The organism is Acinetobacter sp. MYb10 (assembly GCF_002980175.2).
GTDB classification, from domain to species: Bacteria; Pseudomonadota; Gammaproteobacteria; order Pseudomonadales; family Moraxellaceae; genus Acinetobacter; species Acinetobacter guillouiae.
Genome location: NZ_CP058272.1, coordinates 353,866 through 369,321, shown reverse-complemented (window position 1 = coordinate 369,321; position 15,456 = coordinate 353,866). Strand labels below are relative to the sequence as shown.

Here is a 15,456-nt window from a genome sequence, read left to right as displayed (position 1 = left end):
CAGTTATTTATCCCACTTCTTTCTATTTTAGCGAGCTTATTTTTTTAGTATCGGTATAAATATATTTAATAACCGCACCTAAAGGATTGGTGACAATTGTATAGTTATCAGCAAAAGTTAACCTATCAACTTGTGTACCATCACTACGACCACTTTGTATCGCCTTGTCACCATTCAAATAATAGCTATTGTAACGCTTACCATCTATTGATATCCCACTCAACGTATGAGCGTCTGCTCCATTTTCCCCGTAATGGTAACTTACACTCTCGCTTCGAATCGGATAAGTAACTTTTATTAAATTATTATTTCCATCATATTCATAATTATATCTTTCACCATTAGCATCTTTTACTTCTATGATTTGATCACCTGACCAGACTAATTCAATCACTCGCCCATTTGTATGTGTAACTTTTGAAAGTTTGCCATTGCTATAGTTATAATATAGTTCCCATCCGATTCCATGAGCATTTTTTTTGCTCTGCAATATTCCTTTATTACTATAAACCTCAACACCACCATCAGGTAATGTGACTTTCCTACCACCAGAAGCAATTACTACCGATGTTGTTAGTCCATCTACAAAATAATTTTTACCATCAGGCAAACTCCGTATTTCTTGCTGTTGATTATTTCGTACCAAACGATAGTCAAAATTATGACGCCATTTTCCATTTGTTGAAAAATCTGCGTTTCCTTTAAATGAACTATAATAACGAGTAAACTCCAAAGGCATTTCACCAACAGAAATAAAATCTAACTCTCGTTGTGTCTTTTCACCTGTAGCTATAGTAATTGGATTATTTGTTTTTTGGCATTGCGTTTCATCCGAATCGTCTGCAACCACTGTAATAGTAGGTAATGACGGCATAATAGGTAGTGGCATTACACCAAAATCTGGTCCCCCATTACCTGAAGAGCCACCATTTGGATTTATGGTAGGAATAGGTCTAAGTGTGATCGCAGTTATATTAATTGTCGGAAGAATACCAATACAATCTGGGCTTCCAGGATACTTTTTACAATATTTTTCATACCGATCAGTCTCACTATCCTTAGCTGCATAACTTATTCCAACCACTAAAGATTGTAAAAATAAAAGTCCTAGATACAGATATTTTTTTGAGTCCATTTTCATTATTATTTAGCAAAACTTAATAAAATATTTTATACCATAAAACACAAAATATGTAAATGATACTCATTTTTATTAAAAAGTTAAAATACTTAAAATCAAAAGACAAAACTTATTATTTTTTTAGATTCAGCTCAAATCTGAACTGACAGCTACTCATTTTTGATGTATCTGTCAGTTCTGGTTAAATTTCAACTTTAGTTTTACTTAGTGTCTTCAACAAACTCTTTAAAGTCAGCTTTACGTATTTTGGCATGGATCCCCTTGGTCTTATCGACCACTTGCGATACTTCAAAATCAGTAGCAGCACTCAGATATGCATAAGCAATCGCTTCATCAATACCATATTCTTGATTTAAAAACCGAATTGCTTCACGTGTAGATTTTTTCATTGCTTCGTCTAAATCTTCATCTAATCCTGGTGTGATCCAAAATTCAGCATTTTCTGCTAATGGCTGTACGATTTCTTTACCCGGGATTTTATCTTTGCCTGTTTTTAATAAAGTGAACTTGAGTGTTGCTCTTGCTGAAGCTTCTAATGCAGTTAGTGCAACTTCGCCATCACCTTGGGCAAAATGACTATCACCTGTATAGAACAATGCACCCGGCACTTGTACTGGGTAATATGCAGTTGATCCAGCACCTAACTCATTTATATCAATATTACCGCCATACATCGCTGGTGGTACTGAATGAACTGGCTGTGATGTATTCGGTGCGACCCCCATAATGCCCATAAACGGACTTAGTGGGAAACGAATCGATTTACCTGATTGTGTTTTTAGTACCCCCTCATATTCACCCTTGGTATTTTTTTCTATTGGGGTAAAGACTGAAACATTTCCATATCGCTCAGGATATTCAGCCGAAGCATTTTCTTGTTGTGGTCTTTTAGGAAATTCGCCCACTAAAGCACCTTTACCATGACGATTTGAAATAACGCCATAGGGAACACGAGGCTCTACTTTAATGACTTCTACTTTTAAAATATCACCAGCTTGTGCACCTTGAATCTCAATTGGGCCAGTCACAATATGAGGTCCATCTTTATTAAAATCATGTTTTAGAGAAGAATTTGTAATATTTTTTGCTTCATCTAAAATGTATTCATCTTTCACCCCTTTTGATTTAAAGAATTTTTCTGCATCTCTCCCTTGATCTTCAAGTAAACCTTCATGTGAAACTGTATCGAAAGTCACAACACTTCCCGATGGAACAGAAATCACAGGCTTAGCATCTTTATTCGGTAAGTAGCCCCAAGTAATGGTGTTTAAAGTCGAGGGTACGTAATAATTGCCTTTGTATTCACCGTCTTTTAATTGAACAGGCTTATTGGATAATTGCTTAAGAACATTAAAACTTTCAGCATGAACGACTGAAATACTGATAGCACTGAAAATAAACAGTGAAAGAACCGTATGCTTAAACATAAAAATACCTTTAATAATTGAAAAATAAAAATATTACAAAGGTGTTTTCAGCAAATTTCATGCCACGGTAAAATTACTTTAATCTGTTCATTTCAATAGATATTGCGCCAATTGTTTACAATTAGTCGGTCTATTCAAGTGCATAAATAATGAAATGCCCGTAAATATCTTATTTTTGAATGGGTTTTAAAGTACTTAATTTTAATGTGTACAGTTTTCTCTCAAACTATTCGGCTTCTTTCATAAGTTCTATTAGGGCGATAAGCCAGCATAAACTCCCCCTCATCCTAGCCTTCTCCCAAAGGGGGCAATAACTTTTAACATCAATATGATTCACTCAATACGATCATTTTTTGATTGATGAACTACGAATAAAAAACCCCACCAAATGGTGGGGCTATTTACGTCACAATTCTATTTAACTTCTTTCACTGTAAAAGATTTATCTTTAGCAAGTTCAATGGTTCCTTCATCGCCTTTAGAATGAATTGAAACACCATTGTCACCTTCTAAACGCATACCGCTTCCAGCAGGTACTTCTTTCAATGAATAGTTATTTCCATCGCTATCCGTTAATGTCGCTGTAACAAAATTATCACTGGTCTTAAGTGTAAATTGTTTCTTATCAACGGTTTCATACTTCACCGTTTTTTCAGCCGACTCATTTGTATCAACAGCCACGGCGCTACTACTTACCTCATTATCAGGAGATGTCGCTTTATCTTTGTCTTTTGCACTACACCCAGCAACAAAAACAACAGCTAAAAAAGATGAAATTAATAATAATTTTTTCATGTTTAATCTCGAATAAATATGGAAGTTAAGTTCTAACATAGCGCTTTAGAGCAATCCAACCACTTATTGCGAATAACTACTTGTTGCCTACACAAATTATAACAATCACTTAGAACCTTATACATTTTAAGCTTGAATTTTGTTTTAATTTAAATATTTAGTTTTATTCTTTGATCAATGAATAGGATGTATTAAGCCTAGATGAGTACAGTCATTGCAGATTAGGACGAGACGGCTTTATATCATTAAAGAAAATTACTCGGCTATCTTAGCTTATGCCTACAGTATGATTTGTTATAGAGAAAGCCTAAAAATTACTTGAATTAGACATAAAAATCTAAATAAAACTTTGCTTTAAAATTAATAACTCCCCCACTTTTCTATAGAGTAAAACCTCCATTAAGAGGCTAATTTATTAATTATTTTGTTAAAATGTTAATTCAGCAATAATTTCGGAGCACTTCGTTTCATATAAAAGTAAACCCCTAATTGTAATACAGCAAAATATCCCAAATTTCTCAAAATAACTTCAGTAATGCTTGAACTACCAAAAGCTAAATCGGTTACAAAAAGAAAAGCCACTAAAATTAAATGTAAATAAAAGGGTTGTTTGATTTTACTGCCTATTGCAGTAACAGCATTAAGATAACCAACGATCATCAATCCAAGAATCATGATCATTACTACAAGAACAGTTAGCGCTTGCTCATATAAATCACTGCTGTATAGAAAGATAACTTTAACTATTCCAGCCAACGCACATAGCCCAATAAATGAGGCTAATAAATTTTTTATAAAGTATTTTAGATTCATAATTGCTCTATAGCTTTCTTAAGTCTAAAAATTATACAGCATTGTTTTGAAAAAAATCTAGGAATCTCATGCTATATCAATAGCCTTCACACTCATATCAATCAGCCCACTGTATCAGTGGGCGTTGGGTTAACTGTCCTTATCGACTGAATGTGGCGTTGTTGTTTGATCTTGCTTTTGTGTATCTGTATCTCTTTTTTGACACGCTGTTAAGCCGATCAACATAGCTAAACTTAAAATTGAAAATATTTTCATAGTTCGCTCAGTTTTGCTTAAAAATACACCATATCAAAGTATGAACTTCTTGATGTGTATTTTGTGAAACTTACGTAACATTTCGAACAACCTTAGCAACATTTTAAATTTGTATAAATGACAAATTATATACACTCACCAACAATGCTTACATTTAAAAAGTCTGCTCAGATTATTAAGATATTTTCTAATTTTCAGAATCATAGACACATGCTTGGTTTTCTCTTTAAAAATCCATTTAATTCGCCAAAATTTAGTCACTTCGCCTTAATATTAGCCAGAATTTCGATCGGTTTATTTTTCTTTACAACGGGTTATAACAAATTATTTGTAGAGAAAAATCAACAAATCATGTTGGAAACGATTGTTTCGGCAGGTATACCTTTTCCAGAAGTGACAGCTATCATTGTTTCTTTATTTGAATTTGTATTCGGGCTATTGCTAACCATAGGATTATTTACTCAGTTAACCAGCCTTATATTGATCTTTATTTGCTTTGTAGCACTCGTAACCGTTGGTATTTATACAATCCCACCGGATCTTAATTTGATCACTTGGATAAGCTGGTTTTTCTATATCCATGATTTGCTTTATATTTTCATTTTACTTTTTATTTTTACAAACAAGCCGGACTCTTTCACTCTAGATAAACTTTTTTTCAAAAAATACTTTTAGAAAATATCCACTTTTTGGGGAAGTCGGGATACACATTGTCAAACTATATGAAGCAAAATCATTTGCTTCATCGTAACAAAAAAGATGCTATTTCACTTTACATAAGATCAATATATCTTCACCGTCTTGAGTCACCATGTTATATACTATTTTAGATAAATTTACCGTAATTACCTTTGTATGTCTGACTTACAGCTTTCCTTAAGCGAATACCTTGCAACTGTTCAAGAAGTTATACGTGTAACTTTTGATGAAGCAATATGGGTAAAAGCTGAGATTAGAAATCTAAGCATCAAGGGCGGCCACTACTACTTAGAACTTGCAGAAAAGGAAGAAGATTCAGATAAAGTCATTGCCAGTTGTAAGGCAACAATCTGGAAATTCTCTGCTGCCAAAATGGTATTAAAGTTTGAACGAGAAAGTGGTGTTGAACTCTCTCGTGATCTCAATGTACTGATTAAAGTGAAAGCTGTATTTAGTCCCCAATACGGTTTTTCAGTCAATATTGAAGCAATAGATTCAAGTTATACCCTAGGTGATATCGCACGGCGTTATCAACAAATTTTAGAAAGACTGACTAGCGAAGGTCTACTCAATAAAAATAAATTACTGCCTGCTCCATTTGATATTCAAAATGTGCTCGTCATTGCTCCTGAAAATGCTGCTGGCTTGGGTGACTTTAAGAAAGATGGAGATGCTCTCGATCAAGCTGGGGTTTGTCATTTTGTCTATCATACGGCAACGTTTCAGGGGAACACTGCAGCGACAAGTATTTCTGAAGCTTTAGCAAATGCATTACGACAATGGGCGAAAGACCTCAATACCCCACCAGATCTTATTGTGATTATTCGTGGTGGAGGTGCAGTCAATGATCTGGCCTATCTCAATGACTACAATCTCGCTGCGCTACTTTGCAAACGCTCTGTTCCGATCTGGGTAGGTATAGGTCATGAAAAAGATAGAACCATTTTAGATGAAGTGGCGAACCGTTCTTTTGATACACCGAGTAAAGTGATTGGAGGTATTCGAAATCTAATCGTAGAGCGCGCTCAAGATGTGCTAGATTCTCTACATAAGATTAAACTGTTATCTCAGCATCAAATCACTGCATATCAAAGCCAGAATGATCAGTACATCAAAGTCATTAAAACGCTTTCTCAAGGGCAGATCAATGAGGTAAATAAGAGCTTAGATTTGATGAAAGGTACTGTTCAGTATTTGGCACAACAACTGATTAAATTGGCATCCAATCAAGTTGAATCACTCATGCGCGAAACGCTTTTGCAAAATCCACGTCATGTGATGGCCAAAGGTTATGCTATTGTCCGTAGTGATGGTAAAGCCATTCGTTCTATTCAACAAATTTCAACTGATCGCATCCAAGTAGAGTTATTGGATGGTACGATCAACGCAAATGTGACACAGGTATTAAGCAATGGCTAAACAAGATTTAACGTTTAAAGAAGGTTATGACATTCTAAAGAAAAATGCAGAATTATTAGAATCTCAAGAAGAACCTGATATTGATAATTTGATGAAGATTGTTGAAGAATCCATGTCTGCATATAAAGCCTGTAAGTCACGTGTAGATGCGGTGCAACAGGCTTTAAATGAGACTTTTAAAGAATAAAAAACTGACTACTATGTAATTATTATTCAAAATAGAAGAAGATCGAATTAGCTACTTTACACTATATTGTCTAGTCAATTTTTTAGTTATTTTGTTTGATTCACATATGGTGGTGCTTTTAATATTTTGAATGCATTTTTACTATAATTTTCATAAGAAAATTTCACAATATATCAAAAAGATAGAAGTTTTTTTAAATTAAGAAAATTATAATTTAATCAAAGGTAAATTTAACATGAAGTATACAAGTATAAAAATTGATCTTGCATTTATTACCTCTATATATATTGGCTATCTATATCTAAGTGGTCGTATATATTTAAATGGTATGACTTATAAGTCTGGAAATGATACAACCAATATTGGTTTTGATATTTCCGACTATACTTATGAAGGCTTTATTGTAAATTTAGGTTTACCACAGTATTTAATTATCTTAGGTGCTTTATTATATTTTTTATTAAAAATTTATGCTCAAAAAAAACACTACAAATTAAATTTAATAATATTATATAGAATAATTTTAAAATTCATCAATAATGAGAGTATTGATAAAAATTTAATAAAAATTCAGGTTATACGTGATTTCATTAAATCTACTAAAAAGAAGAAGAAATTTTCTTTAGCTGATGTATTTCAAAGTGATTTTTTAATCTCTTATCTTTTTATGCTTTTTGGTCTACTTGGATTGATGATGTTTCTTTTAAAATTATCAAACTTTTCTTTACAGGGACAAGAAAGCTCATATTCAAATGTTTTAAATTCGAGTACTTTTATATTAAAAAATGATCAAAAACTTTACTCTTATATCTGCGGTAAAGAAAAATGTATCTATTCAAATAAAAATTATAATTACTTTTATACTTTGAAAAAAGATGAGATTGAGAGTTTTAAGCTTGAAGAAATAAAATCTTTTAGCTCTAACCACAATACAACAGCTTATATTTTAGAATCAAAAAATAATAAAAAGGATAAAGAATATCTGATACAAATAAATATTCACAATAGGAAAGCCCCCACCCCATATGTTTTTGATGTTCAATTGACAACATTAAAAGATCAAAATATTCGTCAAGTTTATTCTCCTGAAGTTAATGATCTTACTTCAAACTTAAATAATATTTCATTTAGTGTTGAAAAAAATATTCCATATTTTGTCTATTTCAAGATTCCAATAAATGAAAAAATTGAAAGTATTTCTCTTGAGAGCTTACCTTCAATTTATTAATGAAATTTCCAAATTCGAACAAATTCTCGCAATTTGTGTATGTACTATTATGCTATTTCTCCTATAACAATAAGAGAAATAGCACTACAAATATAATTAAATCAAAAAATTATAAGCCATTAAACACTTAACATACTATTTAAGGTTTCACTGACATTTTTTGATTTCACTTGAGATTTTAATCCTTCAAGTGCGGCTTTTACTTCACTTCGTTGTGGTTCAGCTAATGTATACCAGCGTGTAAGCACTTGAAGTAAACGAGAGCCAACAATTGGATTCTTCTCATCCAAATACTTCGCCAAATCTACAAAATGCTGAACACCAAAACTCCATGCATTGACAGGATTGGCATTTAAACCACCACTCACTGAACGAATACGGTTAGGTGTACCTAAATCATAATCAGCATGTGAAGTTAAATACTGAATCGTTTCAGCCGTTGCTTTCGGATACGCTGCTTGAATCATAAACCATTGATCTAATGACAATGCTTCATCCTTAAAGCGCTTATAGAAGTCCGCTAAGGCTGCTTTTGCTTGTGGAGCATCATTCCATACCAATACTTTAAGTGCCCCAAGTCGCTCAGACATATTCACAGAATTTTCATACTGTGCATAAGCCAAATCAAATACTGCGGTATCCCCTTGACGCGCCATAAAACTTAACATGATATTTTTCAGAGCACGAACACCCATTGCTTGTGAAAATTCATTTTGTGAATCTGGATCAAGTGATACATATGTTTCTTTAACAAAGTCACCCAAGACTTTAGCCAATTGATTCAACAAGGCTTCACGTGCTTCATTTACAATCAAAGGATTATAATCTTGATCAATGCGACTACCCAAATAACCTTCACTTGGTACATCAAATAAGCGTGACGCCAATAGCGGATCTTTTTCAATTACATTTGGTAAGGTCTGTTTAATTGCATCTACATAAATTTGAGCATCATGACCATTAAGCAAAATACGCTCAAGCAAAGTCTGTGTTGCTTGCCACTGGTTAAAACCATTGGTTTCATATTGTAATAAGAAGGCAAGTTCTTCATCTGAATAGTTAAATTCAAGATTTACCGGTGCTGAGAAATTACGTAATAAAGATGCTACAGGCTTTTCGGTCACGCCTGTAAATTCAATGCTTGCTTCTGTTTGATCAAACAAATACACCCCATCTTTTACCCCATTTTCAAATAAAGCCTCAGAATGCAAGGTGTACTGCTCACCTGTTTCTGCATTAAACAATGCTAAAGCCACAGGAATAGGTACAGCTTTTAAGTTTGGATATTTAGGATGGGATTTTAAACTTTGTTTAAAGCTTAGACGATAAGTTTGAGTACTCGCATCATATTCACCTTTCGCTTCAAGCTTTGGCGTTCCTGGTTGGTTATACCAGATTAAAAATGCAGATAAATCGACACCTGAACCCACAGTTAAGGCAGCAACCCAATCTTCAACAGTAACCGCTTGACCATCATGACGTTGAAAATATTCATCGGTACCCTTACGGAATTTTTCCTTGCCCAATAAAGTTGACATCATGCGGTTAATTTCCGCACCTTTCTCATACACTGTCGCGGTATAGAAATTGTTGATTTCTACAAAATGATCTGGACGTGGCGGGTGCGATAATGGGCCTGCATCTTCTGGGAATTGATGCGCTTTAAGCACCGCAACATCGTCGATACGTTGTACTGCTGCTGATTGTAAATCTTCTGAAAAAGACTGATCACGGAAAACCGTTAAACCTTCTTTTAAACACAATTGGAACCAATCACGGCAAGTAATACGGTTACCTGTCCAATTATGGAAATATTCATGTGCAATCACAGACTGTACACGCATGATTGCGGCATCAGTAGTATATTCTTCATCAGCAAGCACACATGACGTATTAAAAATATTTAAACCTTTATTTTCCATTGCGCCCATATTGAACTGACTGGTTGCCACAATCATATAATTGTCTAGATCGTATGCACGTCCATAATGTTCTTCATCCCAACGCATAGAGTGCTTTAACGCTTCCATCGCAATATGACATTTTGGGATATCTTTTTCTTCTGCATAGATTTCTAATGCCACATCACGACCTTCTGAAGTGGTATAACGGTCTTTTAAAACCGCTAAATCACCAATCACACAGGCAAATAAATAAGCTGGTTTTTTGGTTGGATCTTCCCAAATGGTATAATGGCGCTCATCACCAGTTTTACCCGCTTCAATCAAGTTACCATTTGCCAAAAGCACAGGATATTTGTTATCGGCTTCTACACGAGTGGTAAACACAGATAAGACATCTGGACGGTCAGGATAGAACGTAATTTTACGGAAACCTTCTGGCTCATTTTGAGTGACAAATAAATCACTCCCCGCAAGATATAATCCTTCGAGTTGTGTATTGGTTTCAGGATGAATGACCACAGATGTTTCAACGATGGCTTCATCTGGCGCATTGGCAATTACCAGTTGCTCAGAATCAAGCTTATACTCACTTTCAGTAAGCTGCTTACCATTAATAGAAATTGATTTAAGCTCAAGATCGCGTCCAAGCAATACCATATCTCCTGCTGCTTGGCGTTTCATGACTAATTTGCTGTTTACATTGGTATGGTCATCATAAACTTGAATATCGAGATTGATTGAATCTACAACATATGAAGGTTTTTGATAATCTTTTAAATATATAGTTTGATCTGCTTCAACTACTGGGTTTGCCGCGATATTCATATGATGTCCTAATCCTATTGTTGAGCTTCGACTTGTTATCGTGAGCTTGATCATCAATCAAATTTCACAAAGTGTCTGTTCTGTACTGTTGACTAATTTCTATATGGGTCTAGTTGAAATTAATTTCAATTGTTGGAATGCAAAAAACGTGCGAGATGGCCTATATTTATACAACAATTTATCCTGTAAATTAGAAATGATGCTTATGAAAATTAATGCAATAAAAACCAAACAAGATTTTTAACATTTTTAGATAATCTCAAACAAGATCATCTTGAAAATATTCAACAATGGGAAAATAAAGATTTGCAAAGTTTTTTAACAGCAATGCACAATTGGGTGGTAGATATGGAGGGTTTTTATGCAAATACTCAGCAGCCACAACCAGAGCACATCCCATGGAAAATTTTTGCAGATATTTTAATGGCTGGAAAAATCTATGAATAATAACAAGAAAAACTTTGAGGAAAATATATGAAATCGCTTAGGCTATTTATAACGGTAATGTGTCTTCTCCCTTTGCCTGTTTATGCAAAGCAAACTACCCCATATTTTTGCTTTAAGGAAAGTCAAAACAATAATCTTCTGCTTATTTCTGAGGAAGAATTTCCAAAAGTTAAAACAGTTCAATATTATCCTTATATGAAAAAAATCTCGTTAAAGTTTACCCACTATGATGCTGTTGATACAGCACAAGGTAGACCAAGTGAATTTCACGATTTCTATAAAGAAATAATCAATCAGAAAGAAACAGGAACTTATGAAATCGTTTATCAAGGTGCTGTGCTTTACAATGTCAATTACACCAGCAAAAAAACCAAGAAAATGACCCAATTCGACAGACTCTATCCTGATGATGGACAAATTTTTCAAAAACTTAAGCAAAATGGGGTTAAATGCTTTTAACGGTATTTTTACAAAGAAAAACTTAGAATAATGCCTTCTTTATCTGAAATTATGGATAATGGCTGTAAATGAAACAAAGATATGGAATTATGAAGTTGCGAACCTTGCTCAGTGTATGTAGTTTTACTTTGTTGAGTCTAAGTACCATCAGCCACGCAAACCCTGAGTTTCTCCCCCCAGATCAAGCTTTTCAATTCTCTGCTGAATCAATTTCAGAAAATAAAGCACAATTGAAATGGACAGTTGCACCTCACTATTACCTTTATCATGATCAGTTTAAAGTAACAGTCAACAATAAAGCTGTACCTTTAAGCCTCCCAAAAGGTCATATCAAAGATGATCCAACCTTTGGGAAAACTGAAGTTCATTATGAAAATGTGACTACACAAATTCAGGTCAAACCAAATTCACAATATTTAGTGATGTATCAGGGTTGTTCTGCGGATGGCTTATGTTATCCATTACAAAGAAAAACTATTGCAACTGATGCAGATGGCTTATTACCACAAAGCAATACATCGTCTAAGCGCCTATTCAATAATAATTCAAATAGCTCATTACTCAACCAGTCTGATAATGTTCCAACTCAAGATAAAAAACTCAAAGAAAGCACTGAAACTAAAGCTAATTCAACTGTTGAAAAACCAGTTCCAAACAAAGCATTGGATGATCAAACCACTCAGCTTGGACAAAAAACTGCCAATGAAGCAGACAACACTGCAAATCCAATTGATCTCAACGCTTCTGCTGCAAGCAGCAATGCAATTACAGATACGGAAAATTCTGCTGATTTAAATAGCAATACGGACACTAAAGACAATACATCGTCATTACAATGGAATGATGATCAATCATTCTTTAAACTATTGTCTAAAGATTCTCTGTTTCTAAATTTATTGGTGTTTTTCGGTTTAGGTATTTTACTGGCGTTTTTACCCTGCTCGCTGCCACTTATTCCAATTCTCTCTGGCATCATCATTCAGCGCGCGAAAGGTTATAAAGCTGTTGTGATTGCCTTGTGCTTTGTGGTGAGTATGGCGGTGGTTTACGCCATTATGGGGATTGTGGTTGCTGAAATTGGTTATAGCTTTCAACGTTGGTTCCAAAGCCCTTGGATCGTTTCATTATTTGCAGTTTTATTTGTTGTATTAGCTTTAAATTTATTTGGTTTATATCAATTAAACTTACCGCAATTCATCACCAATAAATTAAGTCATCTGCAAAATAATCAAAAAGCTGGGACAGTGCTCGGTGCTGTGGTTATGGGTGCATTATCAGCACTCATTGTTGGCCCTTGTATGAGTGCCCCACTTGCTGGTGCATTATTATTTGTTTCACAAACTCAAAGTGCTGTATTAGGTGGTTTGTACTTATTTATTCTCGGTCTAGGTATCGGTTTACCTTTATTTATCGCCAGTGTATTTGGTTCTAAATTATTACCAAAACCAGGTAAATGGATGGATCGGATTAAAGTCAGTTTTGGCTTTATTATGCTGATGGTTGCATTGTACTTTATTCGCCCTATGCTACCTTCGACTGTGTATGCTGCAATTTTTGCCTTGCTGTGTATCGCATTGGCAATCTATCTCTTTATTGCTCTACGCGACAGTGAAAAAACAGTCAATAAAGTTATTCTTGCCATTATCGCTATTACCAGTTTAGTGGCTGGTTTTTGGAATATTCAACAAAGTTATTCTGCTTATCAAATTCAACATAGCCAAACAGAACATTTAGTTTGGAACAAAGTGACCACAGCTGAACAATTAGAACAGGCTTTGGTCAATGCCAAACAGCAAGGCAAACCAATCATTATTGATGTCTATGCGGACTGGTGTGTGGCGTGTCAACCGATTGAAAAAGAGGTATTCCCACGTACCGATGTACAAGAGGCATTGAAAAACTTCACGCTTATCCAATTAGACTTAACCGAATACAACGCCTCACAAGACATCATTTTAAAACAACGTGAAATTTTAGGTCCGCCAACCATGCTGTTTTTAAATAGCAATGCACAAGAAATCCGTGAATTGCGCTTTACAGGTACCTTCTCAGGGCCACAACTTATTCAACAAACTGAAAAAATACACACAGGACGTTAAGCAAACTCTCCATGATCACTGCACAAGCAATTCATTTAGGACCGATTATGTTGCCATGGGGATTAACTATCCTCATGCTTGCGATACTGATGAGTGTGGTAATTGGAAAGTTTAGCTTTCAATATTTTAGCATTTCAAATTTACAATGGGCTGCGTTTAAAGACTCGATTTGGTCTGCATTCTTGGTTGGCTTGTTATCTGCACGAGCCGGCTTTGTCTTACTCAATTTAGATGTTTATTTAGAGCATCCAATTGAAATATTGAAGATTCAAGATAAAGGTTTTCATCTTTATGTGGGAATTGCTTGCGCTGGGCTATGGATGGTTTGGAAAAATCGATCTCTAAAGAAAATCTTTATTGCACTATGCTTTGCAGCTTTTGCCCTGTTTTTAATTTCAGGTCAATATTTCTATCAACAGGAACAACTGCAATACCAACAATTTCCTCAAGTTAATTTAGTGAATCTTCAGCAAGAGCATGTTGAGTTGACTCAATTCCTCGGCAAACCCACAGTAATTAATCTTTGGGCCAGTTGGTGTCCACCATGCAGACGTGAAATGCCTGTATTAAATAATGCTCAACAAAGATATCCCAATGTGCAATTTGTCTTTATTAATCAGAATGAAGATGCCAAAACGGTGCAAACGTATTTGCAACAACACAAACTTAATTTGCATTGGGTTCTACTGGACTTTGACGGTGTAACGGCACAAAAAATGGGAATGTTTGGCTTACCTAGCACCTTATTTTTTAATGCACAAGGCAAATTAATCGATACACATATGGGCGAACTTACTCATGCAGCACTTCACCAAAAAGTTCAAAGGATAGTTTCGGAATAATTTATTTCATTGGCATTGATTAAAGAATTATTGCTTTTAACCTTAGGAGTCATCTTGATGATTGATTTAAAAACACTCGGTATTTATTCGCTTGGTTTGGTGTTAAGTGGCTCTTTGTTTGCTGCTGATGCAAATTTCCTCAAAAATAAATTGGAAAAAGAAGGTTATAACTTTGTTAAGCAAATAGATGCACCCGAGGGTTTAGAAGGTTGGACGGGCTATAAAGATGAATATCCATCGACAATCTTTATTTCAAAAGATCAAAAGCACTATATCGTTGGTGACCTATTTAATGCTTCAGGAAAAAATTTAACAGAAGAAGCGATTAACACCCATGTTAAAGGTGCAGTATTAGATGAAATTTGGAAAAGCCTAGAAAAATCAAGTTGGATTCAAGACGGCGATAGCAATGCGCCAAAAGTCGTTTATGTATTTAATGACCCAAACTGCCCCTACTGTCATACTTTTTGGCAACAAGCACGTCCCTATATAGATTCAGGAAAAGTTCAATTACGTCATATTATGGTTGGAGTCATTCGCCCAAGCAGTAAAGGACAAGCCGCAACGATTTTAAACAATGCCAATCCTGCAGAAATTTTCAAACAATACAATTTAAGCAACGGTAAGAATAAATTGGTGGAAATGAAGAGTATTCCTAAGACGTTATCTGAAAAGTTAGATGAAAATACCAAACTCATGGATAAATACGGTTTTTATGCTACTCCTGCAATGGTATGGAAAGATGCAAAAGGTGAAATTCAAAGCCAGCAAGGCGCACCGAAAGACATTAAAAAGTTATTTGATTAAACAATGATAAAAATGAGTGATTAAAACCCACTCATTTTTGATTAGGGTGTTTTGTATATTTAAAATGAATTGAGTGACATGCAGTTTTACTTTAATCCCTAAACTATAT

The 15,456-nt window shown here is 34.6% G+C and carries 15 protein-coding genes; 9 read left to right on the top strand and 6 right to left on the bottom strand.

What is annotated here, in order from left to right; translation table 11 throughout:
* Nucleotides 1-22 precede the first annotated feature (22 nt).
* From CQZ96_RS01710 to CQZ96_RS21775, 5 genes are all read right to left on the bottom strand, one after another.
* Nucleotides 23-1,141 (bottom strand): RHS repeat domain-containing protein, encoded by a 1,119-nt coding sequence (locus CQZ96_RS01710; RefSeq protein ID WP_171287863.1) that lies wholly within the window; start codon nucleotides 1,139-1,141, stop codon nucleotides 23-25.
* 200 nt (nucleotides 1,142-1,341) lie between these two features.
* A complete protein-coding gene (locus CQZ96_RS01705; RefSeq protein WP_105712494.1) occupies nucleotides 1,342-2,568 on the bottom strand; it encodes an acetamidase/formamidase family protein in 1,227 nt (408 codons plus the stop codon).
* Nucleotides 2,569-2,982: 414 nt separating this feature from the next.
* Nucleotides 2,983-3,363, bottom strand: a complete 381-nt coding sequence (locus CQZ96_RS01700) for an MliC family protein (RefSeq protein ID WP_056511615.1) — start codon at nucleotides 3,361-3,363, stop codon at nucleotides 2,983-2,985.
* Between the two features lie 435 nt (nucleotides 3,364-3,798).
* Nucleotides 3,799-4,176, bottom strand: coding sequence for a hypothetical protein (locus CQZ96_RS01695; RefSeq protein WP_105712493.1), 378 nt, complete (start codon nucleotides 4,174-4,176; stop codon nucleotides 3,799-3,801).
* A 129-nt stretch (nucleotides 4,177-4,305) separates the two neighbouring features.
* A complete protein-coding gene (locus tag CQZ96_RS21775; protein ID WP_004821939.1) occupies nucleotides 4,306-4,431 on the bottom strand; it encodes a hypothetical protein in 126 nt (41 codons plus the stop codon).
* A 210-nt stretch (nucleotides 4,432-4,641) separates the two neighbouring features.
* On the opposite strand from CQZ96_RS21775, the gene CQZ96_RS01690 reads away from it, so the two are divergent.
* The 4 genes from CQZ96_RS01690 to CQZ96_RS01675 all read left to right on the top strand — a co-directional run bounded on the left by CQZ96_RS01690 (nucleotide 4,642) and on the right by CQZ96_RS01675 (nucleotide 7,964).
* Complete coding sequence (locus CQZ96_RS01690; RefSeq protein WP_105713005.1) at nucleotides 4,642-5,106, top strand: DoxX family protein; 465 nt, start codon at nucleotides 4,642-4,644, stop codon at nucleotides 5,104-5,106.
* Nucleotides 5,107-5,286: 180 nt separating this feature from the next.
* Nucleotides 5,287-6,549 carry an exodeoxyribonuclease VII large subunit gene (xseA, locus tag CQZ96_RS01685; protein ID WP_105712492.1) on the top strand — a complete coding sequence of 421 codons (1,263 nt, stop codon included), beginning with the start codon at nucleotides 5,287-5,289 and terminating at the stop codon, nucleotides 6,547-6,549.
* Nucleotides 6,542-6,736: an exodeoxyribonuclease VII small subunit gene (xseB, locus tag CQZ96_RS01680; protein WP_004821946.1), complete on the top strand. Its 195-nt coding sequence runs from the start codon at nucleotides 6,542-6,544 to the stop codon at nucleotides 6,734-6,736. Before xseA ends, xseB begins: the two co-directional genes overlap by 8 nt.
* A gap of 235 nt (nucleotides 6,737-6,971) precedes the next feature.
* On the top strand, nucleotides 6,972-7,964 hold the full coding sequence (locus tag CQZ96_RS01675) for a hypothetical protein (RefSeq protein WP_105712491.1): 993 nt from the start codon (nucleotides 6,972-6,974) through the stop codon (nucleotides 7,962-7,964).
* 119 nt (nucleotides 7,965-8,083) lie between these two features.
* On the opposite strand, the gene pepN is transcribed toward CQZ96_RS01675, so the two are convergent.
* Complete coding sequence (pepN, locus tag CQZ96_RS01670; protein ID WP_105712490.1) at nucleotides 8,084-10,693, bottom strand: aminopeptidase N; 2,610 nt, start codon at nucleotides 10,691-10,693, stop codon at nucleotides 8,084-8,086.
* Between the two features lie 306 nt (nucleotides 10,694-10,999).
* On the opposite strand from pepN, the gene CQZ96_RS21575 reads away from it, so the two are divergent.
* The 5 genes from CQZ96_RS21575 to dsbG all read left to right on the top strand — a co-directional run bounded on the left by CQZ96_RS21575 (nucleotide 11,000) and on the right by dsbG (nucleotide 15,347).
* Nucleotides 11,000-11,140, top strand: a complete 141-nt coding sequence (locus CQZ96_RS21575; protein ID WP_228722762.1) for a DUF7660 family protein — start codon at nucleotides 11,000-11,002, stop codon at nucleotides 11,138-11,140.
* Between the two features lie 27 nt (nucleotides 11,141-11,167).
* Nucleotides 11,168-11,599 carry a hypothetical protein gene (locus CQZ96_RS01660; RefSeq protein ID WP_105712489.1) on the top strand — a complete coding sequence of 144 codons (432 nt, stop codon included), beginning with the start codon at nucleotides 11,168-11,170 and terminating at the stop codon, nucleotides 11,597-11,599.
* Nucleotides 11,600-11,667: 68 nt separating this feature from the next.
* The gene (gene dsbD, locus CQZ96_RS01655; protein ID WP_105712488.1) at nucleotides 11,668-13,698 is read left to right on the top strand and encodes a protein-disulfide reductase DsbD; all 2,031 of its coding nucleotides are present in this window, start codon (nucleotides 11,668-11,670) and stop codon (nucleotides 13,696-13,698) included.
* 11 nt (nucleotides 13,699-13,709) lie between these two features.
* Complete coding sequence (locus CQZ96_RS01650) at nucleotides 13,710-14,540, top strand: TlpA disulfide reductase family protein (RefSeq protein WP_105712487.1); 831 nt, start codon at nucleotides 13,710-13,712, stop codon at nucleotides 14,538-14,540.
* A gap of 57 nt (nucleotides 14,541-14,597) precedes the next feature.
* Nucleotides 14,598-15,347, top strand: a complete 750-nt coding sequence (gene dsbG, locus CQZ96_RS01645; RefSeq protein WP_105712486.1) for a thiol:disulfide interchange protein DsbG — start codon at nucleotides 14,598-14,600, stop codon at nucleotides 15,345-15,347.
* The last annotated feature ends 109 nt before the right edge of the window (nucleotides 15,348-15,456 follow it).

Excerpts from the sequence above, each read along its gene's own strand:
- CQZ96_RS01710 (WP_171287863.1), bottom strand. The coding sequence starts at position 1,141 with ATGAAAATGGACTCAAAAAAATATCTGTATCTAGGACTTTTATTTTTA.
- CQZ96_RS01705 (WP_105712494.1), bottom strand. The coding sequence starts at position 2,568 with ATGTTTAAGCATACGGTTCTTTCACTGTTTATTTTCAGTGCTATCAGT.
- CQZ96_RS01700 (WP_056511615.1), bottom strand. The coding sequence starts at position 3,363 with ATGAAAAAATTATTATTAATTTCATCTTTTTTAGCTGTTGTTTTTGTT.
- CQZ96_RS01695 (WP_105712493.1), bottom strand. The coding sequence starts at position 4,176 with ATGAATCTAAAATACTTTATAAAAAATTTATTAGCCTCATTTATTGGG.
- CQZ96_RS21775 (WP_004821939.1), bottom strand. The coding sequence starts at position 4,431 with ATGAAAATATTTTCAATTTTAAGTTTAGCTATGTTGATCGGCTTAACA.
- CQZ96_RS01690 (WP_105713005.1), top strand. The coding sequence starts at position 4,642 with ATGCTTGGTTTTCTCTTTAAAAATCCATTTAATTCGCCAAAATTTAGT.
- xseA (WP_105712492.1), top strand. The coding sequence starts at position 5,287 with ATGTCTGACTTACAGCTTTCCTTAAGCGAATACCTTGCAACTGTTCAA.
- xseB (WP_004821946.1), top strand. The coding sequence starts at position 6,542 with ATGGCTAAACAAGATTTAACGTTTAAAGAAGGTTATGACATTCTAAAG.
- CQZ96_RS01675 (WP_105712491.1), top strand. The coding sequence starts at position 6,972 with ATGAAGTATACAAGTATAAAAATTGATCTTGCATTTATTACCTCTATA.
- pepN (WP_105712490.1), bottom strand. The coding sequence starts at position 10,693 with ATGAATATCGCGGCAAACCCAGTAGTTGAAGCAGATCAAACTATATAT.
- CQZ96_RS01660 (WP_105712489.1), top strand. The coding sequence starts at position 11,168 with ATGAAATCGCTTAGGCTATTTATAACGGTAATGTGTCTTCTCCCTTTG.
- dsbD (WP_105712488.1), top strand. The coding sequence starts at position 11,668 with ATGAAACAAAGATATGGAATTATGAAGTTGCGAACCTTGCTCAGTGTA.
- CQZ96_RS01650 (WP_105712487.1), top strand. The coding sequence starts at position 13,710 with ATGATCACTGCACAAGCAATTCATTTAGGACCGATTATGTTGCCATGG.
- dsbG (WP_105712486.1), top strand. The coding sequence starts at position 14,598 with ATGATTGATTTAAAAACACTCGGTATTTATTCGCTTGGTTTGGTGTTA.